At 44.6% G+C, this 24,496-nt stretch carries 22 protein-coding genes and 2 pseudogenes; 20 read left to right on the plus strand and 4 right to left on the minus strand.

Annotated features, from left to right (window positions below):
* The first annotated feature begins 106 nt into the window (after window positions 1–106).
* The 13 genes from QM968_RS08160 to QM968_RS08220 all read left to right on the plus strand — a co-directional run bounded on the left by QM968_RS08160 (window position 107) and on the right by QM968_RS08220 (window position 14,582).
* Window positions 107–1,429, plus strand: a complete 1,323-nt coding sequence (locus tag QM968_RS08160) for a DUF6287 domain-containing protein (protein WP_414326213.1) — start codon at window positions 107–109, stop codon at window positions 1,427–1,429.
* Window positions 1,430–1,441: 12 nt separating this feature from the next.
* The gene (locus QM968_RS08165; RefSeq protein ID WP_414326211.1) at window positions 1,442–2,710 is read left to right on the plus strand and encodes a DUF6287 domain-containing protein; all 1,269 of its coding nucleotides are present in this window, start codon (window positions 1,442–1,444) and stop codon (window positions 2,708–2,710) included.
* Between the two features lie 17 nt (window positions 2,711–2,727).
* Entirely contained in the window at window positions 2,728–3,465 is a 738-nt protein-coding gene (locus QM968_RS08170) for a hypothetical protein (protein ID WP_414383454.1), read from the plus strand.
* 481 nt (window positions 3,466–3,946) lie between these two features.
* Window positions 3,947–6,163 carry a polyribonucleotide nucleotidyltransferase gene (gene pnp, locus QM968_RS08175; RefSeq protein ID WP_414383456.1) on the plus strand — a complete coding sequence of 739 codons (2,217 nt, stop codon included), beginning with the start codon at window positions 3,947–3,949 and terminating at the stop codon, window positions 6,161–6,163.
* A 24-nt stretch (window positions 6,164–6,187) separates the two neighbouring features.
* A complete protein-coding gene (gene cysE / locus QM968_RS08180; protein WP_414383458.1) occupies window positions 6,188–6,805 on the plus strand; it encodes a serine O-acetyltransferase in 618 nt (205 codons plus the stop codon).
* A gap of 13 nt (window positions 6,806–6,818) precedes the next feature.
* Window positions 6,819–7,685, plus strand: coding sequence for a GNAT family N-acetyltransferase (locus QM968_RS08185; RefSeq protein ID WP_414383485.1), 867 nt, complete (start codon window positions 6,819–6,821; stop codon window positions 7,683–7,685).
* A gap of 4 nt (window positions 7,686–7,689) precedes the next feature.
* Window positions 7,690–8,454, plus strand: a complete 765-nt coding sequence (locus QM968_RS08190; RefSeq protein WP_414383460.1) for a nucleoside phosphorylase — start codon at window positions 7,690–7,692, stop codon at window positions 8,452–8,454.
* Window positions 8,455–8,462: 8 nt separating this feature from the next.
* Window positions 8,463–8,984, plus strand: a complete 522-nt coding sequence (locus tag QM968_RS08195) for a dihydrofolate reductase family protein (RefSeq protein WP_414383462.1) — start codon at window positions 8,463–8,465, stop codon at window positions 8,982–8,984.
* A gap of 17 nt (window positions 8,985–9,001) precedes the next feature.
* The gene (cysS, locus tag QM968_RS08200; RefSeq protein WP_414383464.1) at window positions 9,002–10,345 is read left to right on the plus strand and encodes a cysteine--tRNA ligase; all 1,344 of its coding nucleotides are present in this window, start codon (window positions 9,002–9,004) and stop codon (window positions 10,343–10,345) included.
* Entirely contained in the window at window positions 10,338–10,736 is a 399-nt protein-coding gene (locus QM968_RS08205; RefSeq protein ID WP_009732189.1) for a Mini-ribonuclease 3, read from the plus strand. The genes cysS and QM968_RS08205 overlap by 8 nt, the downstream gene beginning before the upstream one ends.
* Window positions 10,733–11,593, plus strand: coding sequence for a helix-turn-helix domain-containing protein (locus QM968_RS08210; protein WP_009732190.1), 861 nt, complete (start codon window positions 10,733–10,735; stop codon window positions 11,591–11,593). The genes QM968_RS08205 and QM968_RS08210 overlap by 4 nt, the downstream gene beginning before the upstream one ends.
* A gap of 124 nt (window positions 11,594–11,717) precedes the next feature.
* Window positions 11,718–12,848, plus strand: a complete 1,131-nt coding sequence (locus tag QM968_RS08215) for an ABC transporter ATP-binding protein (protein ID WP_006595597.1) — start codon at window positions 11,718–11,720, stop codon at window positions 12,846–12,848.
* A 66-nt stretch (window positions 12,849–12,914) separates the two neighbouring features.
* Window positions 12,915–14,582, plus strand: a complete 1,668-nt coding sequence (locus tag QM968_RS08220) for an alpha-glucosidase (protein WP_414383466.1) — start codon at window positions 12,915–12,917, stop codon at window positions 14,580–14,582.
* Window positions 14,583–14,909: 327 nt separating this feature from the next.
* Here the strand turns inward: QM968_RS08220 and QM968_RS08225 are convergent, their stop codons facing one another.
* Together QM968_RS08225 and QM968_RS08230 are read right to left on the minus strand one after the other, a co-directional pair.
* Window positions 14,910–18,128, minus strand: a complete 3,219-nt coding sequence (locus QM968_RS08225; RefSeq protein ID WP_414383468.1) for an LPXTG-anchored zinc carboxypeptidase — start codon at window positions 18,126–18,128, stop codon at window positions 14,910–14,912.
* 114 nt (window positions 18,129–18,242) lie between these two features.
* On the minus strand, window positions 18,243–19,205 hold the full coding sequence (locus tag QM968_RS08230; RefSeq protein ID WP_414383470.1) for an aromatic acid exporter family protein: 963 nt from the start codon (window positions 19,203–19,205) through the stop codon (window positions 18,243–18,245).
* A gap of 96 nt (window positions 19,206–19,301) precedes the next feature.
* On the opposite strand from QM968_RS08230, the gene rlmB reads away from it, so the two are divergent.
* The 5 genes from rlmB (at window position 19,302) to rpsI (ending at window position 22,435) form a co-directional block, all read left to right on the plus strand.
* Window positions 19,302–20,030: a 23S rRNA (guanosine(2251)-2'-O)-methyltransferase RlmB gene (gene rlmB / locus QM968_RS08235; RefSeq protein WP_003010074.1), complete on the plus strand. Its 729-nt coding sequence runs from the start codon at window positions 19,302–19,304 to the stop codon at window positions 20,028–20,030.
* A gap of 19 nt (window positions 20,031–20,049) precedes the next feature.
* Complete coding sequence (locus QM968_RS08240) at window positions 20,050–20,565, plus strand: NYN domain-containing protein (RefSeq protein WP_009732196.1); 516 nt, start codon at window positions 20,050–20,052, stop codon at window positions 20,563–20,565.
* Complete coding sequence (locus QM968_RS08245) at window positions 20,562–21,425, plus strand: DegV family protein (RefSeq protein WP_414383472.1); 864 nt, start codon at window positions 20,562–20,564, stop codon at window positions 21,423–21,425. The genes QM968_RS08240 and QM968_RS08245 overlap by 4 nt, the downstream gene beginning before the upstream one ends.
* A gap of 152 nt (window positions 21,426–21,577) precedes the next feature.
* Window positions 21,578–22,024, plus strand: coding sequence for a 50S ribosomal protein L13 (rplM, locus tag QM968_RS08250; protein ID WP_002876943.1), 447 nt, complete (start codon window positions 21,578–21,580; stop codon window positions 22,022–22,024).
* 18 nt (window positions 22,025–22,042) lie between these two features.
* Complete coding sequence (gene rpsI / locus QM968_RS08255; protein WP_000075973.1) at window positions 22,043–22,435, plus strand: 30S ribosomal protein S9; 393 nt, start codon at window positions 22,043–22,045, stop codon at window positions 22,433–22,435.
* A 109-nt stretch (window positions 22,436–22,544) separates the two neighbouring features.
* On the opposite strand, the gene QM968_RS08260 is transcribed toward rpsI, so the two are convergent.
* Both QM968_RS08260 and QM968_RS08265 read right to left on the minus strand, forming a co-directional pair.
* The gene (locus QM968_RS08260) at window positions 22,545–22,766 is read right to left on the minus strand and encodes a tyrosine-type recombinase/integrase (RefSeq protein ID WP_002893762.1); all 222 of its coding nucleotides are present in this window, start codon (window positions 22,764–22,766) and stop codon (window positions 22,545–22,547) included.
* 244 nt (window positions 22,767–23,010) lie between these two features.
* Window positions 23,011–23,619, minus strand: a complete 609-nt coding sequence (locus QM968_RS08265; protein WP_002893760.1) for a DUF1269 domain-containing protein — start codon at window positions 23,617–23,619, stop codon at window positions 23,011–23,013.
* A 350-nt stretch (window positions 23,620–23,969) separates the two neighbouring features.
* Here QM968_RS08265 and QM968_RS08270 point away from each other — a divergent pair.
* Both QM968_RS08270 and QM968_RS08275 read left to right on the plus strand, forming a co-directional pair.
* Window positions 23,970–24,086 (plus strand): annotated as a pseudogene (locus QM968_RS08270) (IS982 family transposase); the annotation flags it as partial.
* Between the two features lie 30 nt (window positions 24,087–24,116).
* Window positions 24,117–24,450, plus strand: a pseudogene (locus QM968_RS08275) (diacylglycerol kinase family lipid kinase); the annotation flags it as partial.
* Window positions 24,451–24,496 lie beyond the last annotated feature (46 nt).

Below are 24,496 nucleotides of genomic sequence, written 5' to 3' on the forward strand. Positions count from 1 at the left end.
AGCAGAAACATAGAGGGAGAGGGGAAAATGCTTGTGTAAAAATCTTGAAAAGAGCTGGAAAAATTGACCATTTTTGATATACTAGGATAGATATGAGGAGGTTTTTATGAAAAAGGTCATGATTTCACTACTGGCAGGTGCATCCGTTTTATCTTTAGTGGCTTGTGCACCCAAACGTTATGAACGCCAAAGCAAGCCAAAAACGGCCACATCATCGTCGGTCAAAAAAGAGAAGAAGGATACAGGTCAGAAGTATTATCAAGAGGTTTTGGAGCAGTATGCTAAGTATGATGCAGCTCTTAAAAATGGGGATAAAACAGGCCTCTTTGAGGAATTAGGCAAATTACAATCGGGTTCTGAAGAAAATATCTATCTGGATGCCTTGGAACGCTTGGAAACTCCGGTCACCTTCCAATATGCATTTACAGACTTGAACCAAGATGGAGTGGATGAGCTCTTGGTGTCTAATCAATACACGGGAAACAAACAGTATGTTTCTGTTATCTATTACCTTAAAGGTCAAAAAGCTGAATTGCTCCATACAGCTTATACAGCTGCGGTGGGTGGCTATCGCTCCAGCTTAGATGTTTTTGACAATGGACAAATCGTCTATGCTACTTGGCAATCTGTGAATCCAGAAATGGAATTGACCCTTTATTCGCTAGGAAAAGGGGAGGCTAAGGAAGAAAAGAAAGCGACGATTCAAATTGGAGGCAAGGAAACGGCAGAGCAAGCTCTTGGGATTTCTGCTAAGAAGTTAGACCTCACTAAGCTCGATTGGAAAAATTTTGACGGTACAGGGGATTCCAAATCAACAGCGAAAGCAGAAGAGAAAAAATCGGGAAGCTTCCAAGTACAAGTTAGCGTAGCTGATCTTCGTATTCGGAAAGAACCGTCTACCTCCGCCCCATCTGCAGGAATGATCGCAAAAGGAACTCACACCATTACGGAAACTGTAGACGCGGATGGTCATACTTGGGGCAAATTGGAATCTGGACAAGGCTGGATCGCCCTTGACTATACAACGCGCGTGGATGGTTCTAAAGCAGCGAGCTCAAGTAAGAAAAGCAGCGGAATGAACATTCAAGAAATTCAGAACGGTGATTTTTCAAGTATTGCAGGGACCTGGAGAAATGGGAAAGGTTGGACACTGGTGTTTGATGGAGCTGGATCGGCAGATCAGGTTTTCCTGAATGGTGAAAGTATGGTGGTTAATCGAATTCAACCAACGGATAATCACCTTAGTGGAGGTTTCGCCAATCCTAAGTATAAGGTTGGTGGTGCAATTATAAGATTTATTCCGGGGGGAACATCCCTACCAGTATATGTTGAACAGATAGCAGATCCCTCTGATATTGGGAAAGACCGGATTTGGACAGGTCAATCTGCATGGTGGGAAGCAAGCGACTTCTTCTACCGTGTGGACTAAAGGAGTGCTACTATGAGAAAACTGATAATTTCATTCCTAACAGGTGCTTCAATTCTTTCTTTAGTCGCCTGTGCACCCAAACGTTATGAGCGTCAAAGTAAGCCGAAGACAGCAACGTCATCAACTGTCAAAAAAGAAAAGAAGGATACAGGAAAAAAGAACTATCAAGAAGTGTTAGACCGCTACAAGGCTTATGCAGTTGCGATTACTGCTCAGGATCAAACGACTTTACAAAATGAACTGAAGAAGATCGATGCGACTTCAGAGGAATATGCCTATGTCTTTAACCTTCAAACACTTGGGAGCACCAATGAGTGGCACTATGCTTTTTGGGATCTCAATCAAGATGGTAGTGACGAACTGCTGATTGGGGATGTCAAAACGATTGCTGCAGTCTATTATTTGAAAGACAAGCAACCAACCCTACTCCATGTAGCCTATGTGGCTTCTGCAGGTGGCTATCGTTCTAGCTTAGAAGCCTATGACAATGGTCAGCTTGCCTACGCTAGTTGGCAATCAACTCAGCCGGAGATGGAATTGATCCTTTATTCGCTAGAAAAAGGGGAAGCTAAGGAAGAAAAGAAAGCGACGATTCAAATTGGAGGCAAGGAAACTGTAGAGCAAGCTCTTGGTATTTCTGCTAAGAAATTGGAACTCACGAAGCTTGATTGGAAGAAGATTGCTAGTGAAGACAAGGCCCAAACAACAGCGAAAACGGAAGAGAAAAAGTTTGGAAGCTTCCAAGTGCAAGTTAGCGTAGCTGATCTTCGCATTCGAAAAGAACCCTCGACCTCAGCTCCCTCTGCAGGAATGATCGCAAAAGGTATTCACACCATTACGGAAACTGTAGAGGCAGATGGCCATACCTGGGGTAAATTGGAATCCGGACAAGGCTGGATCGCCCTTGAATTTACATCGCGCGTGAGTGGCAATGCTGAATCAGCTTCAGCGCCTGCCGCTACAAAGACTGGAATGAATCTAGAAGAAATTAAAGCTGGAAATTTCTCAAGTGTAGCAGGAGTATGGAAAAATAAGCACGGAACTAGTATTGAGTTTGATGCGCAAGGAATTGTTAAGGTCAATGGTAGTGCTCTCACTGGCGTTCAATTTTCTGAGTTTTACTTCAAAGAAGGTAATTTACATGGGCTTAGTCGCATGCCTGGAGCAACGAACGAAACGCCAATTCTCTTCATTCCTTCAAGAGAAGGTGGAAGTGAATCCATATACTGGAGTAAGAGTGATGTGACGAATGGCAACGACTTGTACTACCGTGTGAACTAAGAAAAAAAGAGACAAACATGAAAAAAATTGGAACCTATTTACTAGCTGCAGCCCTCTTGCTTTCCCTAGCAGCTTGCACTCCGAAACGCTATGAGCGTAAGCATGCTCCAGTAGGATCTTCATCCGTCAAGAAGTCCTCTGGTGAGACACAAGAAAAAGAGAAGAGGGAAGAAAAGCAGTCAGATGAAAAGGACGAAGAAGCCATTGGGGCCTTGTCAAAAGCGGACCAAGCGGATATCTACTCGATCATTGAAAACAGTGCGTCTTTGACCTATTCACTTCAGGTGCAACCGACTCGTTTGCTGGAGTTGAACAATGACCACGGTGCGGTTGATGATTACCCACAAGACATGTTCATTGATTACTACAATACCTACACGCCGGGAACCTATAATCTGCAAGATATCATTGATAAATTAGATGCAGAAGAAACATCGGACTCAATCCGCAGTCTTTCACAAGACAAGCTGATCCGGCTTACAAATGAAAAGAAAGACGGCTGGATCTATTCGACAAAAGACAGGGCTTTCTACGAAGTTGTTCCTGGCGGTCGTGGGGGAGCGATGCCACCGATGGCAATCCCTTCACCGGATGAATGGGTGATCAATGAAGATTCGGTTGAAGTGACCACATCGATCCAAGGGACTTCTGAACCCTACAGACGCTTTGTCTTGAAACGCAACAACAAGAACTACAAGGGTGGAATCCATAAAACACGCTTTTATGTGGACAGCACTGAGTTCGCAAAATCCTAAAATAAATGAAGACTATACCTAGCTCTAAAATTTTTATATAGGAGACACCAAAGATTCGCAGAAAAAGGCTCTCAAAGCCTTTTTCTTTTGGGCTTGAATATGTTAAAATAAAAGGTATACGTGCTTGGATACAAAGATGAGGATATAACATATAGAAAAGCTGTTGAAATCTATATCTTTTTGAGTTGCTTAACGGCTTGGTATCTTGAGTAATTGAACCCGGCCGAAAAGCCGTGTAAAAAAGATAAACTGTCTTGTCTTCATCGAAGACTTCGTCAGTTTCCTATTTTTACTTTGCTTTTGACGGCCTTAGTATCTTGATAATTGAACACGGGCTAAATTCCTAGTGAAAAAGATAGATTTCCTGGTGTGCATCGCACACGGCGTCAATCTCCTATTTTCATACGGGATTCTTCACGCCCTTTGTATCCTGATTTTTGTAGGCAAGTCGTATAATTTTATCAATCCAAAGGGGATTACAATGACAAAACAAGTGTTTCAAACGACTTTTGCGGGTCGTGAGTTAATCGTAGAGACTGGTCAGGTTGCCAAGCAAGCAAATGGCGCTGTTGTCGTGCGTTATGGTGATTCAACTGTCTTGACGGCTGCCGTTATGTCTAAGAAGATGGCAACTGGGGATTTCTTCCCACTTCAAGTCAACTACGAAGAAAAAATGTATGCAGCTGGGAAGTTTCCTGGCGGCTTTATGAAACGGGAAGGACGTCCTTCAACAGATGCGACTTTGACAGCGCGTTTGATCGACCGTCCAATCCGTCCTATGTTTGCGGAAGGCTTCCGTAACGAAGTGCAAGTCATCAATACGGTCCTTTCTTACGATGAAAATGCATCTGCACCAATGGCAGCCATGTTTGGTTCATCATTGGCACTTTCTATCTCAGATATTCCATTTGACGGACCAATCGCTGGAGTACAAGTAGGTTATGTGGATGGGGAGATCGTCATCAACCCAACGCAAGAACAAGCTGAGCGCTCGCTTCTTGAATTGACAGTAGCTGGTACCAAACACGCTATCAACATGGTAGAGTCTGGCGCTAAAGAATTGTCAGAAGAAATCATGTTGGAAGCTCTTCTCAAAGGGCACGAAGCTGTTAAAGAATTGATTGCCTTCCAAGAAGAAATCGTAGCAGCAGTTGGGAAAGAAAAAGCAGAAGTAGAATTGCTTCATGTGGATGCTGACTTGCAATCTGAAATCATCGCAGCCTACAACAGCGACCTTCAAAAAGCAGTCCAAGTAGAAGAAAAATTAGCTCGTGAAGCTGCGACTCAAGCGGTTAAAGACCAAGTGACAGCTGTTTACGAAGAAAAATATGCAGACCACGAAGAATTTGACCGCATCATGCGAGATGTGGCTGAAATCTTGGAACAAATGGAACACGCAGAAGTGCGCCGTTTGATCACAGAAGACAAGGTTCGTCCAGACGGTCGTAAGGTCGATGAAATCCGTCCTTTGGATGCGGTTGTTGACTTCCTTCCTCGCGTACACGGTTCAGGTCTCTTCACTCGTGGACAAACTCAGGCTCTTTCTATCTTGACTTTGGCGCCAATGGGTGAAACGCAAATCATCGATGGTTTGGATCCAGAGTACAAGAAACGCTTTATGCACCACTATAACTTCCCACAATACTCTGTAGGGGAAACAGGTCGTTATGGTGCACCAGGTCGTCGTGAAATTGGTCACGGTGCTCTCGGCGAGCGTGCTCTTGCTCAAGTCTTGCCAAGCTTGGAAGAATTCCCATACGCTATCCGTCTAGTAGCAGAAGTCTTGGAATCAAACGGATCTTCTTCTCAAGCATCTATCTGTGCGGGAACGCTTGCCCTTATGGCTGGTGGTGTGCCAATCAAGGCCCCAGTAGCAGGGATTGCTATGGGTCTCATTTCAGATGGTAACAACTATACAGTATTGACAGATATCCAAGGTTTGGAAGACCACTTTGGAGATATGGATTTCAAGGTTGCAGGTACGCGTGACGGTATTACAGCCCTTCAAATGGATATCAAGATTCAAGGGATTACTGCAGAAATCTTGACGGAAGCTCTTGCTCAAGCCAAGAAAGCCCGTTTTGAAATCCTTGATGTGATCGAAGCAACCATTCCAGAAGTTCGTCCAGAATTGGCTCCAACTGCTCCGAAAATTGATACCATCAAGATTGATGTGGACAAGATTAAGATTGTTATCGGTAAGGGTGGAGAAACGATTGATAAAATCATCGCTGAAACAGGCGTTAAGATTGACATCGACGAAGAAGGTAACGTATCGATCTACTCTAGCGACCAAGCTGCCATCAACCGTGCCAAAGAGATCATTGCTGGTTTGGTGCGTGAGGCCAAAGTGGATGAAGTCTACCATGCCAAAGTGGTTCGGATCGAGAAATTTGGTGCTTTTGTCAACCTCTTTGACAAGACAGATGCCCTTGTTCATATCTCTGAAATGGCTTGGACGCGTATCAACCGTGTCGAAGACTTGGTAGAAATCGGAGACGAAGTCGATGTTAAGGTAATCAAGATCGATGAAAAAGGTCGTGTCGATGCTTCGATGAAGGCACTTCTTCCACGTCCACCAAAACCGGAACATGCAGAAGAAAAAGGTGAAAAAACTCATCGCCATGGCGATCGTCCTCGTCACCACAAACCGAGAAAAGACTTTGCCAAAGATGCAGGTCAAGAAACAAAAGAATAAGCAATCAAAAGAAAGGAGCACGGTATGGGATGGTGGCGTGAAACCATTGATATTGTAAAAGAAAATGACCCAGCAGCCCGAACATCTCTGGAGGTTCTCTTGACCTATCCAGGGGTTAAAGCACTGGCTGCTCACCGTGTTTCTCACTTTTTGTGGAATCATGGCTTTAAGCTTCTAGCTCGGATGCATAGTCAGTTCTGGCGTTTTTGGACCCAGATTGAGATCCACCCAGGAGCGACCATTGCTTCTGGTGTCTTTATCGACCATGGAGCGGGCCTCGTTATCGGGGAGACAGCTATTGTTGAAAAAGGAGCCATGCTCTACCATGGGGTGACGCTCGGTGGAACAGGAAAGGATGTCGGCAAACGCCATCCGACGGTCCGTGAAGGAGCCCTGGTCTCCGCTCATGCCCAGGTCATCGGTCCGATTGAGATTGGAGCCAAAGCCAAAGTAGGAGCGGGGGCGGTCGTGGTCTCCGATGTACCGAGTGATGTGACCGTTGTCGGTATTCCTGCCAAGATTGTTCGGGTGCACGGTCGAAAAGATGAGCCGGTCATTCACCAAGAAGAGGAAAAACGCGAATACTACGTGAGTAAGATGGAGCATGCTAAGGAAGCCAGTCATCGGTCTTCGAGTTTGTAAGGGAGATAGCTACGTGATTCAATCAACCAATACATTGAATGACCACCAACTACTGGAAGCAAAGGCCCTTATTGCCATCTGTCAGAAGTATGACGGAACTTTTCGGGATCCTTATCTCTCCAATATGCTCAATTTTGATCCCGATATGCCCGCCTTTTTCCTTTATTATGAAAAAGGTGAACTTGTTGGCCTATTAGCGGTTTATGCAGATGACCCAGATGTGGAAGTAGCGATTCTGGTCCACCCCAATCATCGTCGTCAAGGCATTGCGCGGGCTTTGTATAGAAGTTTTGAGACAGAAACGGCATCTTATCCCATTGAGTCTGTAACTTTTCAGACAGAGCGTGTTTTTCTAGAGCGCCATCCTGATTTTGTCAACAACTGGGGACTGGTCGAGGATGAAGAGACAGAAACCTGGTTAGGTAAGGATAGAAGACCTTATCCGTTGGCAACTGTTTCCAATCTGGACGTTTTGTTAGCAGATCGTTCGTATCAGGATCAAATTAGTCAGTTGAAATTTCAGACATTTTCAGAGGAACATGAATCTAAAGAAGTTGTGGATAGATATGTCGCTAAAGCTCTGAAAGATCCAGAAAGTTGCCTATATATTTTATTAAAAAACGGTCAGGTTATTGGAACTTGTACAGTTGATTTATCGAGTAATACGAATTACCTCTATGGTTTAGCAATAGCCGAACTTGAACGTGGAAAAGGCTACGGGAGCTACCTGGCAAAATCCCTCGTCAACAAACTGATTGAGCAAAATGACAAGGCATTTCAGATTGCCGTGGAAGACAGCAATGTAGGTGCCAAACGCTTATATGAAAAGATTGGCTTTGTCAAACAGACTCAGGTGGTTTATCTAGATAGGAAAGAGTGAATAAATGTTACTAGAAGAATTTGAAAATGTGCCTGCTGTGATAGAGCCAACTGATCGAAGTCTTCTTAGTTGTGGAGAGGTTTGCGAGACGATTATTCTGTCCTTCAATGGAGAGATAGTGGAAAGAGTCAAGCAGATAGATGGTGTCTATGAAGGTGGCTATCTCACCAATCTAAATGGTAAATTTCCATGGTATATCTATGAAGTAGATGGACTTAAACTTGCAGTTGCTATGGCTACTATTGGAGCTCCAATGGTTGTGGGTTTCTTAGAAGAACTCAAAGCGAGAGGCTTTAAGAACTTTATCGTTTTGGGCTCTTGCGGAGTTCTAGATCAGTCTATTGAAGCAGATAAAATTATTATACCAAGTTCAGCTCTACGTGATGAAGGTACAAGTTACCATTACGCTCCTACAAGTGATGAGATAGCTTATGACGAAACTTTGCTCTTAACCTTGGAGAACGCTTTGAACAAAACTGGTATTGAGCACATTCGGACCAAAACTTGGACGACAGATGCCTTCTATCGTGAAACAGCTGATAAGGTTAAACGAAGACTTGCAGCGGGAGCCAAAGTGGTGGACATGGAAGCTTCAGCTATCATGGCTTGGGCCCAATATCGACAAGCCAAGGTTTATCAGTTTTTCTACACAGCTGATTATGTTGATCATCATAACCGAACCTGGGATGCCCGCCATGAAGAGCGGACAGCTGATGCCATGACTTTTTTCACTATCGCTTTGACAATAGCAAAGGAACTAGAAAGGTAACTACAAGAATGGCAGTATATTTTTACGGCTGTATCACCATGGATGGCTACTTGGCAGACAGCCAGCACAGGATAGACTGGCTGCATCAGCTTGGTTCTGTAGAGAATACAGGCTATGATGACTTTTACAGGCAAATGGATATCACCATCATGGGCAAGCGGACCTTTGAGGAAATCCAAGATTTGCAAGATGTAGAAAGTTTTTATCAAGCTACGGAAAACTATGTCTTTACGCATGATAGGCACCTGCCTGTCAGCAATTACCAGCCAGTAGCTGGGGATGTGGTGGACTTTGTTCACCAGATTGACAAAGGCAAAAATGTCTTTGTGATTGGTGGTAATTCCTTGGTAGGACCGCTCTTGGATGCGGATCTTTTCGACCACCTCATTATTCAGATAGCGCCCCTTATCCTAGGTAAGGGGGTTCCCCTCTTTACCCAAGAGGAAGGGCAGCGCTTTTACCAACTGGATAGCCTCAGACAATTTGGCCCTTTTGCAGAGCTGGTTTTCAGCCGAAAAAGTCAGAAATAGAGAAGGGAGTGGACCGCATGATTAAAATTTATGATACCATGTCTCGTGATTTGCGAGAATTTGTCCCAATCGAAGAAGGAAAGGTTCGCATGTATGTTTGTGGGCCAACTGTTTACAACTATATCCACGTTGGGAATGCCCGCTCAACAGTAGCTTTCGATACCATTCGTCGCTACTTTGAGTACCGTGGTTATGAGGTTGCCTACATTTCTAACTTTACCGATGTGGATGATAAGATCATCAACCGTGCCAAGGAAGAAGGCATTACTCCTCAGGAAGTAGCGGACAAGTACATCGCGGCCTTTCGTGAAGATGTGACGGCTCTGGGGGTCAAGCCTGCAACCCGTCACCCTCGTGTGGTTGAGTTTATGGATGACATCATTCGCTTTGTTACCGACTTGATCGAAAAAGGCTATGCTTACGAGAGCCAAGGCGATGTCTATTTCCGTGTGGAAAAATCCCACAACTATGCCAAATTGGCCAATAAAACTTTGGAAGACTTGGAGCTAGGTGCTTCTGGTCGGACAGATGAGGAAACGGCTCGCAAGGAAAATCCGGTCGATTTTGCCCTCTGGAAGGCTGCGAAGCCGGGTGAAGTTTCTTGGGACAGCCCTTGGGGACCTGGTCGTCCTGGCTGGCACATTGAGTGTTCGGTCATGTCAACGGGGATTTTGGGGGATACTATTGATATTCACGGTGGTGGAGCTGACCTTGAGTTTCCACACCATACCAATGAAATTGCCCAGTCAGAGGCTAAAACTGGTCAAACCTTTGCCAATTACTGGATGCACAATGGTTTTGTCAACATTGACAATGTCAAGATGTCCAAGTCCTTGGGGAACTTCATTACTGTGCATGATGCCTTGAAGACCATCGATGGCCAAGTCCTTCGCTTCTTCTTTGCGACCCAACACTACCGCAAGCCGATTAACTTCACAGAAAAAGCGGTGCGCGATGCGGAGACCAACCTCAAGTATTTGAAAAACACTTATGAGCAACCTTTCTCCGGAGAAGTGGATCCAGCAGACTTGCAAGGCTTTGTGAATAAGTTTATCGCGGCTATGGATGAAGATATCAATGCGGCAAACGGGATTACCGTCGTCTTTGAATTGGCTAAATGGATCAATTCAGGTCACTATAATCAAGACGTCAAGGATGCCTTGACCAAGATGTTAGAAGTCTTTGGAGTGGTCTTTGTCGAAGAAGTCTTGGATGCAGATATTGAAGCCTTGATTGCTGAACGTCAGGAAGCTCGGGCTAAGAAAGATTTTGCGCGAGCAGATGCCATTCGCGATGAATTGGCTGCGCAAGGAATCAAGCTCTTGGATACAAAAGAAGGTGTACGGTGGACACGTGATTGATGTCAATCTAATCAATGGGATTGCCCTTGCCTTTGAGGGAGATGCGGTCTATTCCATGTATATTCGCAGACACCTGATTTTTCAAGGGATGACCAAGCCCAATAAGCTTCACCAGGCTGCAACCCGCTACGTCTCTGCTAGAGCTCAGGCGAGCTTGATTGAAAGCATGCTGGAGCAAGAAATTCTGACGGAAAAAGAGTTGGAGATCTACAAGCGTGGTCGTAATACCAATAGCCATACCAAGGCCAAAAATGCCGATGTCGTGACCTATCGCATGTCGACGGGCTTTGAGGCTGTCATGGGTTATCTCCATATGACGGGTGAGCTTGCTCGTTTAGAAGAGTTGATCAACTGGTGCATCCAGCAAGTAGAAGAAGGAACAAAGCAGTGAAAAATATCAGAGAATGGTTCCCTCAGGCAGAGGTAACGGATCACCCCCATCCACCAGCTGGTTATGTAGCCATTCCCCTGCAGGCCCAGCAATGGTTGCTGCTGAAGGAAGAAGAGCTAACCGAGCGAGAAAAGCAATTGATTGCTTGGTTAGGCAGTGAGGAAGATCTTGCCCCCAACCCTTGGTACCAATACCTGATTGATGGAAAGGGAGAAGCCCCTCAAGTCATCAAAAAAATGCAACTCATCTATTGCCACCTCTCGCACTCGACAGCTGAAGGGATAGCTTCTTGGTTAGAAATGATGCAGACGCTCTTGCCCAATTTTCGGGCAGTCTTGCAACTGAGTGGGCAGGACTATGTGCTCATTCTGGACCAAGACCAATCTTTGCCTGTGGCCGATATCTTAAAAGATACCGTCTCTGCCATGGAATATGATTTTAACATTCGCTTATCCATCATGGTCGGGCAGGTATGGACCGAGTCAAAAGCTGGGAAAGTGTCTCCGGTTATCCGAGCAGAACGGGCAGCCTTTCGAGCCTGGATCCGAGAAGGCCATCAAGGTGTTTACCGCTTTTCTCAACTCTACCTATGGGGAATCGAGCAGGCAGATTTGGATCTCCATCCTATCAAAGAAGGCTTGCATCAGTTGATTGGGAGTCAAGACCAGTTGCAGGATATTATTGTTGCCCTCTGGGACAACGGGGCAGTTGTAACCAAGGCGGCCCAGCAACTTTATCTCCATCGCAATTCCCTTCAATACAAGATTGACAAATGGGAAGAGCTAACGGGTCTCCAGTTGAAAAATCTGACAGATCTGGCTCTTTGCTACCATTTAGTCTTGCAAGATGTAATTTAAACGGAATCAATCGAGAGTTTTGTGCAACTTGCACAAAACTCTTTTTCTTTTTTGTGAGACTTGCCATAGCTTTGTAAAGCGTTTTCATTTACAATAGAACTATAAACATCAAAGGAGTACCATCATGGTAGAATTAAATCTTAAAAATATTTACAAAAAATATCCAAACAGCGAACACTATTCAGTTGAAGACTTCAACTTGGACATCAAAGACAAAGAGTTTATCGTTTTCGTAGGTCCTTCAGGATGTGGTAAATCAACGACTCTTCGTATGATCGCTGGTCTTGAAGACATCACAGAAGGTGAATGTTCCATCGATGGTACTGTTGTAAACAACGTGGCACCGAAAGACCGTGATATCGCCATGGTATTCCAAAACTACGCTCTTTACCCACACATGACTGTTTATGATAACATGGCCTTTGGTTTGAAATTGCGTAAATACAGCAAGGAAGATATCGACAAACGTGTACAAGAAGCAGCTGAAATCCTTGGATTGAAAGAATTCTTGGATCGTAAACCAGCTGACCTTTCTGGTGGTCAACGTCAACGTGTGGCCATGGGACGTGCCATTGTCCGTGATGCAAAAGTGTTCTTGATGGACGAACCTTTGTCAAACTTGGATGCGAAACTTCGTGTATCCATGCGTGCTGAAATCGCGAAAATCCACCGCCGTATCGGAGCTACAACCATCTACGTAACTCACGACCAAACAGAAGCGATGACATTGGCTGACCGTATCGTTATCATGTCAGCTACTAAAAACCCAGCTGGTACTGGTACAATTGGACGTGTGGAACAAATTGGTTCTCCGCAAGAAGTGTATAAGAACCCTGTTAACAAATTCGTAGCTGGATTTATCGGAAGCCCTGCCATGAACTTCATTAACGTGAAGTTGGAAGGTGGACACATCGTTGCCAATGGATTGAATTTGAAAGTTCCTGAAGGTGCTTTGAAAGTCTTGAAAGAAAAAGGCTATGATGGTAAAGAATTGATCTTTGGTATCCGTCCAGAAGACGTGAATACAGAAGCTGCTTTCCTTGAAACTTTCCCTGAATCAGTCGTAAAAGCTACCATCTCTGTATCTGAGTTGCTCGGTTCAGAATCTCACTTGTACTGCCAAGTTGGTGACAACGAATTCATCGCAAAAGTGGATGCGCGTGACTATCTTGGAACTGGTGAAACCATCGAGCTTGGATTTGACTTGAACAAAGCTCACTTCTTCGACAAAGAAACTGAAAAGACAGTATACTAATCAGTACTGACACTATAGAGACTGAGACAATGTGTCTCGGTCTCTTTCATTTTAAGGAGACAAAACATGGAAAAAGACTGGTGGAAGGGGAAGGTCGCTTATCAGATCTACCCAAAAAGCTTCAAAGACAGCAATGGAGATGGTGTTGGGGATTTGAAAGGCATCACGGAGAAACTCGATTACCTTCAAGATTTAGGAATTGATATTCTCTGGCTATCTCCTGTTTACAAGAGTCCGTTTATTGACCAGGGTTATGATATTTCTGACTATTATGCCATTGATCCCCTTTTTGGGACCATGGAAGATATGGAAGAGTTGATTGAAGAAGGAAAGAAGCGAGGCATTTCCATCATTATGGACTTGGTGGTCAACCATTGCTCCAGTCATCACGAATGGTTCCAAAAGGCTCTAGCGGATCCAGATGGCCCTTATGCAGACTACTTTTACTTCATCGAAAGTGACAAGGAACCCAACAACTGGGAAAGTTACTTTGGGGGTAGTGTCTGGGAACCGGTTCCTGGCACCAACAAATACTATCTCCATTCTTTCCACAAGGATCAGCCGGATCTCAATTGGCAAAATCCTATCTTGCGTGAAGAGATTTACAAGATGATCAATTGGTGGTTGGACAAGGGAATTGCAGGCTTCCGGATTGACGCCATTATCAATATCAAAAAGGATTTAGAATGGCGTTCGCTTCCTTCCGATCGTGACAATGGCCTGGTCCCAGTGCCTGAATCGCTGGTCAATGCCCAACCGATTGAACCTTTCTTACGAGAGTTAAAGGAGCGTACTTTTGCCAAGTACAATGCCTTCACTGTAGGGGAAGTTTTCAATGAAACCGATGAAGAATTGCATTTCTTCATTGGAAAAGACGGTGTCTTTTCTTCTATCTTTGACTTCAAGCAAACCTGCTTAGGGCAGGAAGGAAAGGGCTGGTTTGACCATACTCTTCCAACAGCGGAAGAACTCAAGGAAAGTATTTTCCAAGCGCATGAGCGTGCAGATAGGATTGGGGTTCTCTCGACCATCATCGAAAACCACGACGAACCTCGTGGGGTGTCCCATTATATCGCAGAAGGTCCAGTAAATGATGCCAGTAAAAAAGCCCTGGGAACCATTCAGGTTTTGCGCAAGGGAATTCCGTTTATCTATCAAGGTCAAGAAATTGGAATGGAGAACCAAGTCTTTGAATCAGTGGAGGACTTTGATGATATCGCGACCATCAATGGCTACCATGTGGCTAAAGAAGCTGGTTTGAGTGAGGAAGAAGCCTTAGCAGCGATTGCCAACTATAGCCGAGACAATGCGCGGACACCGATGCAGTGGTCAGCGGAGCCAGGATTGGGCTTTAGCGATGGACCAGCCTGGCTGATCAGTCCCAAACCAGATTATTCCATTAATGTGGAAGACCAGGAAAAGGATCCAGATTCTATTTTGAATTATTACCGTCAGCTGACGGCCTTGTATCGCCATCCCCTCTATGGAAATACCATCCGGTTTGGAGATATGATTCCAGCTTATCGGGACCGCGAGAATATCATTGCCTTCGAACGCCGTGGGGACAAGCGTCTCATGATAATCAGCAATTTCCAAAATCGCCAGACTAGCTTGGAGTTGACAGCTCCGATTAAAACGGTCGTTTTAAATAATACTGCTGGGTTGTTCCAAGAAGGAGATCAGGTATTAGAATTGGCCCCTTACCAAACTGTTGTGTTGGAATTGGTGGAATAAGGAGAAACTTTGCATCAGTGTTAGACTTTAATGTAGAATAGTATTTTCATTAAATATTCTGGAGAAATTTATATAAGTTTTCTATACTTTAGAATCAGTCAAGTATAAACTGAAACTTTCCGCCGTGAGAAAAGTGCTTGAAACATTATTGTTTCAAGCACTCGGGAGTTTTGGAACATTAGGTCCAAAACTAAGTCATGGAACTTCGAAGAAGTTCGCTGACGTCCGTACTCACCTAAGGAAAGTTTTGAAAGATATTTTATCTCCAAAAAGAACCTTCGTTTCTGCGAAGGTTCTTTTCATGTCATCCGAGTCTAAGCTTGGAACTTATTCAACTTCTTTCTTTTTCAAGAGGAGCATGCCTCCGCTAACGGCTAGCAAGAAGCTTGAAAGAATGAAGTGCGCCGTTGTGTCTTCTCCAGTTTGTGGCAATTGCGCCTTGGCTGGATTTTCTTGGAATCTTTGTCCCACTTGGTAGCTCAAGGTTTGCGCGCTTTCCTCAGCTTCAGCTGCGGTTTCTTTTTGTGTAAGGAGAACTTTAGTAGTGTCCTTCTTAGCCAAGATTGTCTGTGGAGTGGTTGTTTGGTTATGAATTGGAACCACCACTTGATCTGGTTCTTTAGCTGGGACGTAATCCATCAAGCTAGCCAACTTGCTGCCAAAGATCGCGTTGGTTACCCAACGGAAGAAGTGGACAGGGTGTTGGCGATTGGTTGGATTTCCAGCATAGACAAAGAGTGGTTGGCCCAGAAGTTCTCCAGAGATGGCCATGACCTTATTGGCTAGGACTTCATTTTTTGGCCACCAGCCAGCAATGTAGTAGTCGCTTGAAGCGATGCTCATCAAGGTCTTGAAGTTGCTTGGAACCTTTTCAATCCAGTTTCCGGAGTTGGAGTAGAAGAGGGTATTCTTCTTGTAACCGCTGGTCAATGGATCCTGATCATCAATGATGGCTTTCATCAAGCCTTCGTAGTCACTACCGCCTTTTAGTTTTTCAGCGTCAAAACCTGTAAGAACTCCCAATTTTTCCAGTTTCTGCATGGCTTCCCCGCCGATGACGAGAGTTGGTTTCTTGCCGAAGATGGAAGCATCAAAGCGATTGTTTTCAAGCACAATGACATCTGCTTCGTCAGGAGTATCGACGATTTGGAAACCTAATTTTTCAAGGACCAAACTAGTATGAGCAGGCGCATCTACGCCAGTCCAATCGTAGTGATAGTTTGGAGAATAGATTTTCAATGGTTTCAAGGTTTGACCGTTTGGTACCTTGTAGAGGGCTTCGCCGTAGATAGCGTAGTTTGGCAGGAGCGATGCAAAAGTATCGCGGTCAACGATGTAGCCATCATCTGTTAGGTAGACAGATTTACCTTGGGAAATCGCCTTATTTACTGCTTGAACAGCGCTAGCTGATGTATTAGCAATGACGTAGTAAGGTGCTTTTGGATCGATCTCAGAGGTTCTAGTCGCGCGAGTAGTGGTGACTTCTCCAAGTTTTCCAGCAAAGAGGCCATCATTGAACACAGGTTCTGCCTTGAAGCCTTTCATATCAGGGAAGTTAACGAGAAGTTCCGCATACATGGCTGCCCAAGCGGATTCATTAGACCCTTTATAGAGGATATGGTTGGCATAGCCCCGTTTAGCTTGAGCCATGTCAATGACTAGGTCTCCTTTTTTGTAGGTGCCTGTATCTTCTTTGAGTTCTTTGACGAGGACACCATTGCGTTTGAAGTAGTCGATCATATTGAAGGCTTCTTGCGCGTCATTGTCCTTGTCGAGGCCCATTGGGATAACATAGTAGTCAGGGAAGAATTTCGGACGACCATTCTTCACACGACCGACAACTTCTCCAGTTGGTCCCACTAGTTCGTTTTCTGCTTTTGGATCTTCAATCTTGTTGAGGCCACGTAGGTAGAAGTTGAGGCGCATTTCAAGGAGCTTGTCTGGGTTTTGGCTGAGGAAATCAATTCCGCCAAGGACAGCATTACGTCCAGCATAATAGGATTCTTGGTTGGATTCTGGAATTTCGATGGTATGGCCCAAGATGCCGTGGTAAACAGCATAGACACCTGTATAACCAGAGAAGGAATCATCCCAGCCATCTCCCCAATCCAGTTTTGGAATGATGTAGCTGTCGTATTTAGAATTGGCAACCCCTGCACGGCCCATATGATGGGCATTTTCCAGCATGAGGTTGGACATAAGGTCGTATTCAAAGTTTGGATCATGTGGAGGTGTTGCAGGCTCAATCAAGAATTCTTTGACAAATCCATGGATATCATAGAGAGCAATTGGATTCCACTTGTTGATCATTTGGATGACCGTGCGGACTTCTGGGTTGGTTTGGTAACTAGCATCCCGGTTTGGATCGAGGCCGTTTGCTAGGGCACGCAGATTGAGAGCATCCCCGTCAGGGTTTTCCGTGAAGTCAAACAAGAAGATAAATTTGTTTAAGAGAGTTGGGATGTCAAGAGTCACATTCTTGACGTTACCAGCTTCGTCTGTCGTTTTAAAAGTGACTTGATTTTCTGTAGCGAAGGTACGGAAGAGGCCGGTGATGATGTCAATGCCAGGTTGTTCATCCGCATGCGTATTATGAACCAGGACAGGCAGTTTGTAATCCAAGGTCTTGTCCTTCAGAGCTGCCAACATCTCGCTTGGTTTTGTGAGAGCTGTTGGATTGGTAGATGAGAGGTAGTGGTCAATACTTGCTTGGTCCTTACTTACAATTCCCATCTTCATATCCCGTCCTTGGGCGCTCTTACCAAGGGTTTCTATCTGCACCAAACGATCGGGTTTCGCTTCTTCCTTGGATTTTTCGATAGCAGCTAGCATCTCTTCATGTGTATGGTAGTCTTGGTAAGGTCGAAATACAAGAGTTTTATTGATGGTCACACCCAAGTCTGAATTGGTTCCGACCAGCTCATGATTGCCGATGTAGTTGCGGTAAGTCCGGCGGATATTATTTGGGCTCCGAAGGCTAAGATCTTCACCAAAGAGATCTTTTACTTCCATATGGAGATCCAAATCATTGCCGTTTGCAGTCTCTGTGATAGTAAGGAATGGATCCTTGCTCAGGGTTCCAGTCTCCATATCCCAGGTTTTCCACTCAGAGAGAGGCTTGTTGTCCAAGGTCCAGTTGATCTTGCCAGCAGCTTGAGCTTTTTCTTGGACTTTGTCATCAATCGTGCTCTTTTCAGAGAGATAAATGGTGCTATCAGCCAATCGTGTCGCTTGGTCAGCGGTCGTTGCAGCACGATTGGATGTTGGAGCAGTTGGTGTAGCAGAAGTTGCTTCTGAGGTCGCTGCTGCTTCTGCAGAAGTGGCGGGGGCTGCGGTGTCTCCTTTTTCAGCTGTAGCAGGACTGGCAGTCTCAGCTGTCACAGCTTGCTCAGTAGCGGGTGCCGCTTCAAGGACCGTACTTGGTTCTGTTTGAGGTGCTTCTAAGCTATCGGCTGATACTTGGCCATGTCCGATAACGGAAAGCAAGACAGCAGCTGAGAGGCTGAGTGTCGTAGTGTACAAATGTTTCTTATATGAAGACTTCATATAGAAGACCCTCCTTAAAAAGTTATTTTCCTGTTCTAGTATACCATTTTAGGAAAGCGTTTTCAATAGATCCCGCAATAAAGAAGCCTTTGCATTTAGCAAGGGCTTCTCTGTCTATTCTGTCTCCTGATGAAATTGTTGGTAAAAATCAACCTTGACCTGAATGAAGGTTTCTAAATCTCTTAACAATTGGAGCAAGGTGGCGCGTGTTTCGAATTCTTCCCGGGTCTTGGGCAAGGGCCGTTCGCGGAAGATCGCCAAATACTGAGCGATATCGTTGAGGAGCTCCTGAGCAGGGTTTTCCTGACTTAACTGTTGCGCAGTCTTCTTGAAAAGTTGAGCCAGGATCATACTTTCACTCGCTGCTAACTGACAGCGGTTGACGTTTTCTGCCATATCTCGCAGGATGTCGTTTTGACGCTTGCGCATTTCGAAGTAGTGAATGTGGTAGTTAGTTTGATGAAAAAGGTGGTTGGAATGATCCAGATAGACGAGATTTAAAGCGTCCTTTAGGATACTATCCAATTCCTTGATCAAGCGGGCATCATTGCGACCATCCCCTTTACCAAGTAATTCCGCAAAACGACCAAGGATCTTTTTCAGTTGGTCTTCGACAACATCATGGTAGTGATCAATCGCAGCCTGATTAGAAGGCATATAGAGATTGGCTAGTAAGGCAAAGCTGGTTCCTATTAAAAAAAGGGCAAGTTCATTGAGCAAGAGCCCCCAGGAAGTAGACTGCTCAATCAAGAGATGGGTGACCAGCACCGTACTAGGGGTGATGCCGATCTGCCAACCCAGTAGAAAGGCACAAGGAGCATAGAGAGCGATAAAGACTCCCAGTGCCCAAAGGTTGAATCCCAAAAAGGAAAAAGCGAGACTTCCGATCACAAGGGCTAGCAAGGTCGACATAAAACGCTGATAGGCTTGTTTGATGGTACTCCGTCGCGTATCAGAGATGCTCAAGATAGCAATGACGCCAGCTGAGATAGCATAGGTCAAGCCCAGAGCATAAGCAAGGGCAGCTGCTAAACAGGTGGCCAAGGTGAGCTTGATGGTTCGTTGAAAAAGAGGCATGGCTTCCTTTCTATTTTGCTGGTTTCGCTGAGATAGATTTCATTTCATTATATCATGAATTGGCCTCATCCTCCTTTCTTGTGGTATACTAGTTCTATGGAAAATAACGATATCGTATACGGTGTCCACGCAGTCACCGAGGCTTTACAAGCCAATACAGGCAATAAATTATATATTCAAGAAGACCTCCGAGGAAAAAATGTCGACAAGATCAAGGCCTTAGCAGCCGAGAAAAAAGTGTCGATTTCTTGGACGCCAAAGAAAACCCTGCAGGAAATGACAGAAGGAGCTGTTCACCAAGGCTTCGTCCTTCGTGTGGCAGCCTTTGCTTACACAGACTTGGCAGCGATTTTGAAACAGACAGCCCAAGAAGAGAACCCGCTTTTGTTGATTCTCGATGGCTTGACCGATCCGCACAATCTTGGATCTATCTTGCGGACAGCTGATGCGACCAATGTCTCAGGGGTCATCATTCCTAAGCACCGGGCAGTCGGGGTAACCCCGGTGGTGTCGAAAACGTCTACCGGAGCAGTGGAACACATTCCCATTGCCCGTGTGACCAATCTTAGCCAAACCCTAGACAAGTTAAAGGAAGAGGGCTTCTGGATCTTTGGAACCGACATGAACGGCACGCCATCTCATCAGTGGAATACGGCTGGTAAGTTGGCTTTGATCATTGGTAATGAAGGAAAAGGGATCTCAGCCAATATCAAAAAGCAAGTCGATGAGATGATCACCATTCCTATGAATGGCCATGTTCAAAGCCTCAATGCCAGTGTGGCAGCAGCCATCCTCATGTATGAGGTCTTTCGCAACCGACTATAAATAGTAGAAAGGCAATGATATGAAACGAAAAATCTTATTGGTTGACGGCTACAATATGATTGCCTTCTGGCAGGAGACCCGCCAGCTCTTTCAAAAAAGTGAGCTCGATGCGGCGCGCAACATCCTCCTGCAAAAACTGAGCCATTATGCTAGCTTTGAAGGGATCGAAGTCATCTGTGTCTTTGATGCCCAGTATATGCCAGGAGTGCGGCAGACCTACGATGAGTTCAATGTTCAGGTGGTCTTTACCGGTGAGGATGAGACGGCAGACGACTATATCGAGCGCTTGGCGGCAGAGCTCAATACGCCCCTCCACCAGGTATCCGTCGCGACCAGTGACTTACATGAACAATGGACTGTCTTTGCTCAAGGAGCCCTTCGGGTATCTGCTAGAGAGTTAGAGAAACGAGTCGCAGTCGTCAAAGGAAGCCTCAATCAGGCACAGCGAGTGGTCAATGATCAAAAACCACCCATGCGACCGCTCGATCACCAAGTATTGCGACAATTACAAGAAATGATGGGAGACAAGAAATGACATTTGCTATTTTAACCGATTCGACAGCAGATTTGGACCAAAACTGGGCCAAGGAACACCAGGTAACCATTCTGGGTTTGACCATTGAGTTAGATGGGACGGTTTACCAGACAGTAGGAGAAGGTCAATTGACTAGCCCTGAGCTTTTAGAAGCCATGAAAAATGGGGCAAAACCGACAACCAGTCAGGTCAATGTGGGCCAATTCCAGGAGACCTTTAAGCACTTTGCAAAAGAAGGAAAAGCTGTACTTTATGTAGCCTTTTCATCGGTCTTATCGGGGACCTATCAGAGTGCAGTCATGGCACGAGACCTGGTTTTAGAAGACTACCCGGAAGCCGTGATCGAGATTGTCGATCCGAAGGCTGCTGGGATTGGAGAGGGCTACCTGGTCATGCGGGCAGTAGCAGCGCGCGATGCGGGTCGCTCATTAGCAGAAGCCAAAGAAGAGATCATGGCTTTAGCTCCAAAACTGCGGACCTATTTCCTTGTCGATGATCTCTACCACCTCATGCGTGGCGGTCGTCTTTCTAAGAGTGCTGCGATCATGGGAAGTCTAGCCAGCATCAAGCCTATTCTCTGGATTGATGCAGAAGGGAAATTAGTCCCCATTACGAAAGTTCGTGGACGCAAAAAAGCCGTCCGAGAATTACTGGAGCTGATCAAAACCGATATCGGTGGAAGCACAGCCTTGGTCTTTTATACAAACGATCTAGAAGGAGCTGAAGCGTTGAAGGCAGAAATGCTTGCGCTTGAAGGCGTCGATGAAGTCCTCGTGATGCCCCTTGGACCAGTCATCTCTGCACATGTCGGCCCGAATGCCTTGATCGGATTTGTCATAGGAAAAGAAAATCGCAAATAATTTTCCAAATCGGTTGACTTTTATCTTAGAATTTTGATACAATAGTAGGCGGTATTGTTTACCCCATTTGTAAGGCCCCGGAACCTTTCAAATACCCTGCGGACCGGAACATCCGCCCTGTAAACAAAAACGACATTCATATAGGAGAAATCATGAACAAAACTACATTCATGGCTAAACCAGGCCAAGTAGAACGCAAATGGTACGTTGTTGACGCAACTGATGTACCTCTTGGACGCCTTTCAGCAGTTGTTGCAAGCGTGCTTCGCGGAAAAAACAAACCAACATTCACACCTCACACTGATACAGGTGACTTCGTAATCGTTATCAATGCTGAAAAAGTTAAATTGACTGGTAAAAAAGCAACTGATAAGATCTACTACACTCACTCAAACCACCCAGGTGGATTGAAATCAATCTCTGCTGGTGAACTTCGTTCTAAAAATGCAGTTCGTTTGATCGAGAAATCAGTTAAAGGTATGCTTCCACACAATACTCTTGGCCGCGCTCAAGGTATGAAATTGAAAGTATTCGTTGGAGCTGAGCACACTCACGCTGCACAACAACCAGAAGTTCTTGATATTTCAGGACTTATCTAAGGAAAGGAACAATAAAGTATGTCACAAGCACAATATGCAGGTACTGGACGTCGTAAAAACGCTGTTGCACGCGTTCGCCTTGTTCCAGGAACTGGTAAAATCACTGTTAACAAAAAAGATGTTGAAGAGTACATCCCACACGCTGACCTTCGTTTGGTCATCAACCAACCATTCGCAGTTACTTCAACTGTAGGTTCATACGACGTTTTCGTTAACGTTGTAGGTGGTGGATACGCTGGTCAATCAGGAGCTATCCGTCACGGTATCGCTCGTGCCCTTCTTCAAGTAGATCCAGACTTCCGCGATTCATTGAAACGCGCAGGACTTCTTACACGTGACTCACGTAAAGTTGAGCGTAAGAAACCAGGTCTTAAGAAAGCTCGTAAAGCATCACAATTCTCAAAACGTTAATCAATACGATTATATCAACGTTTACAGACATTCAAGAATTATTTCTTGGATGTCTTTTTTGTTTCAAAAAATCAAAGTTCACCCCAAAATTCACCCCATATTCACCCCATCAATTTTTTAAACTACGAAAAGCAATATCACCTACAGTCTGATTGACTTTATCTTTGATATTAACGTAAGTTTTTGTAATCTCTTTATCACTATGAGTAAGAGCTTCTGAGAAGGCTTCAAGAGAAACACCTGCTTGTTTAGCAAGAGTAGCACCAGTATGTCTTAGTTTGTGTGGTGATGCTGGTGCTAATTCGGGATGTCTTCGTCTGACTGATTTCATCTTGATAAAACTTAAAATTTTTCTAATTATAACGAAGCATAGTCAAAAAGCTATGACCTCTATATTCACAAAAAAATCCAGACCAATACTAGTCCAGATTTCTTGTCTATTAAACATTCTTTTCAAAGAATGGAAGAACGGCTGTAACGGCTTTGTCAACGCAATTATTTAACTGTGAGAATCCGACGCACATAAATTTTAAATGGCGTCTCAGTCACATTTAAATTTATGAGACGCTTAGACGTTAGGCTTTCAATTTGTCAAATTTTGCTTTGACATTTGCCTTGAATTCTTCAAGTTTAGCCTTGCGTTCGGCTTTACGTTCAGCCTTCATTTGTGCACGTGCCTGGTTGTAGAGGTCTTCTTGGACTTGCAGAGCTGCTTCGATTTCGGCTACGACGGTTGCTACATCCCAACGCACGATTTGGGTGTCGTACTTGGTGAAGTAAGCATCGATGACTGCTTCGTTGTTTTCTTGCACCAAGGCGACAACGGCTGTTTCGCCGTCGATCAATTTTTGAGACACAACGTCAATCAAGCCAGCTTCTGCCGTATCAACGGTATCACCAGCAGCCAAACCATAGAGGCTGCCAATACCATAACCAAACAAGACGCCGATAGGACCACCCAAAAGCCCGATAACTGCACCGAGCAAGCCACCTTCTAGGGTTGCATCCGTCGTTGAATCTTCAAAGTCATAGCGTTCTTTTTCAACGATGTGACCGTTTTCATTTTTGACCAAGGCGATTTGAGCAACCTTGGTCGTCTGAGTTTGGCGGAAAGCCTTCAAATCCGCAAAGGACTGATAAGCTTCGCTTTCAGTGTTAAAGACTGAAACTACTAGGTTTTCCATAGTTAGTACCTCTTTTCTAAATATATACGTTCATTATAATACAGTTTCAATCACTTTTCAATCATTTTAGTGCGACATTTTAATTGATATGTCGCGTTTATCAGCGTCAAAGAACAGTTTCAGGCAGCGGTATATCTTTGCCATATCCCAGCCCAGACACTCTGGCGACTCTGAGTGATTATCAAGAAAGGCGTCCAGCAACATCTTAAAGCCTCCCGTGCAAAAAGTAAATAAATAGTGTTTTTCCTGTATGCCTGTCACACGGCTAAAAGACCGCTTGACCAAATCTTCCAGAAAATTATAGCAGATATTATGTACCAGCTCTGTGTAGCGAGTCTGATGAGCGTGCCGAATCACATCGACACTTTTATAGAATCTGCCAACTGTTTCCTTATGGTCGAATCCTTGAAAGAAGTCGCTTTATTCGTCGGTCAAGACAATTAATTTGGCTGGTGCAACTGATTCGCTAAGCTATGAACAAGCAATTATTACCTTTTGAAAGCAAAAATGGCAATTATGAAGGTGAAGCTACTCAGGTCTTAGTTCTTCTATCCAATTACTATGCAGACAAAAAACTATTTGATGAAAATACAGATGAATATGGAAATATCTTGATTTTAAAGGATTCATCCATCATTTCTAAATTATCGGCTATCCCAGATTTATTAAAAAGGGGATCTAGTAGGTAACAATAATATCGAATATATCAAAGTACGCAATATTAGGATTTCTTCAGAGGTTGAGTTAGAGTCAGATGTTGATGGGGATAAGTCGGATAATCTGCCAATAGATATAAAAATACTAGAAAACAGGCTTGAAAAAGGCTCGTAAAGCTAGCCAGTTCTCTAAACGTTAATTCGTTGCTGGACAGCAGAAT

Source organism: Streptococcus sp. OMI870, assembly GCF_047460295.1.
Lineage (GTDB): Bacteria > Bacillota > Bacilli > Lactobacillales > Streptococcaceae > Streptococcus.

Excerpts from the sequence above, each read along its gene's own strand:
- QM968_RS08160 (WP_414326213.1), top strand. The coding sequence starts at position 107 with ATGAAAAAGGTCATGATTTCACTACTGGCAGGTGCATCCGTTTTATCT.
- QM968_RS08165 (WP_414326211.1), top strand. The coding sequence starts at position 1,442 with ATGAGAAAACTGATAATTTCATTCCTAACAGGTGCTTCAATTCTTTCT.
- QM968_RS08170 (WP_414383454.1), top strand. The coding sequence starts at position 2,728 with ATGAAAAAAATTGGAACCTATTTACTAGCTGCAGCCCTCTTGCTTTCC.
- pnp (WP_414383456.1), top strand. The coding sequence starts at position 3,947 with ATGACAAAACAAGTGTTTCAAACGACTTTTGCGGGTCGTGAGTTAATC.
- cysE (WP_414383458.1), top strand. The coding sequence starts at position 6,188 with ATGGGATGGTGGCGTGAAACCATTGATATTGTAAAAGAAAATGACCCA.
- QM968_RS08190 (WP_414383460.1), top strand. The coding sequence starts at position 7,690 with ATGTTACTAGAAGAATTTGAAAATGTGCCTGCTGTGATAGAGCCAACT.
- QM968_RS08195 (WP_414383462.1), top strand. The coding sequence starts at position 8,463 with ATGGCAGTATATTTTTACGGCTGTATCACCATGGATGGCTACTTGGCA.
- cysS (WP_414383464.1), top strand. The coding sequence starts at position 9,002 with ATGATTAAAATTTATGATACCATGTCTCGTGATTTGCGAGAATTTGTC.
- QM968_RS08215 (WP_006595597.1), top strand. The coding sequence starts at position 11,718 with ATGGTAGAATTAAATCTTAAAAATATTTACAAAAAATATCCAAACAGC.
- QM968_RS08220 (WP_414383466.1), top strand. The coding sequence starts at position 12,915 with ATGGAAAAAGACTGGTGGAAGGGGAAGGTCGCTTATCAGATCTACCCA.
- QM968_RS08225 (WP_414383468.1), bottom strand. The coding sequence starts at position 18,128 with ATGAAGTCTTCATATAAGAAACATTTGTACACTACGACACTCAGCCTC.
- QM968_RS08230 (WP_414383470.1), bottom strand. The coding sequence starts at position 19,205 with ATGCCTCTTTTTCAACGAACCATCAAGCTCACCTTGGCCACCTGTTTA.
- rlmB (WP_003010074.1), top strand. The coding sequence starts at position 19,302 with ATGGAAAATAACGATATCGTATACGGTGTCCACGCAGTCACCGAGGCT.
- QM968_RS08240 (WP_009732196.1), top strand. The coding sequence starts at position 20,050 with ATGAAACGAAAAATCTTATTGGTTGACGGCTACAATATGATTGCCTTC.
- QM968_RS08245 (WP_414383472.1), top strand. The coding sequence starts at position 20,562 with ATGACATTTGCTATTTTAACCGATTCGACAGCAGATTTGGACCAAAAC.
- rplM (WP_002876943.1), top strand. The coding sequence starts at position 21,578 with ATGAACAAAACTACATTCATGGCTAAACCAGGCCAAGTAGAACGCAAA.
- rpsI (WP_000075973.1), top strand. The coding sequence starts at position 22,043 with ATGTCACAAGCACAATATGCAGGTACTGGACGTCGTAAAAACGCTGTT.
- QM968_RS08260 (WP_002893762.1), bottom strand. The coding sequence starts at position 22,766 with ATGAAATCAGTCAGACGAAGACATCCCGAATTAGCACCAGCATCACCA.
- QM968_RS08265 (WP_002893760.1), bottom strand. The coding sequence starts at position 23,619 with ATGGAAAACCTAGTAGTTTCAGTCTTTAACACTGAAAGCGAAGCTTAT.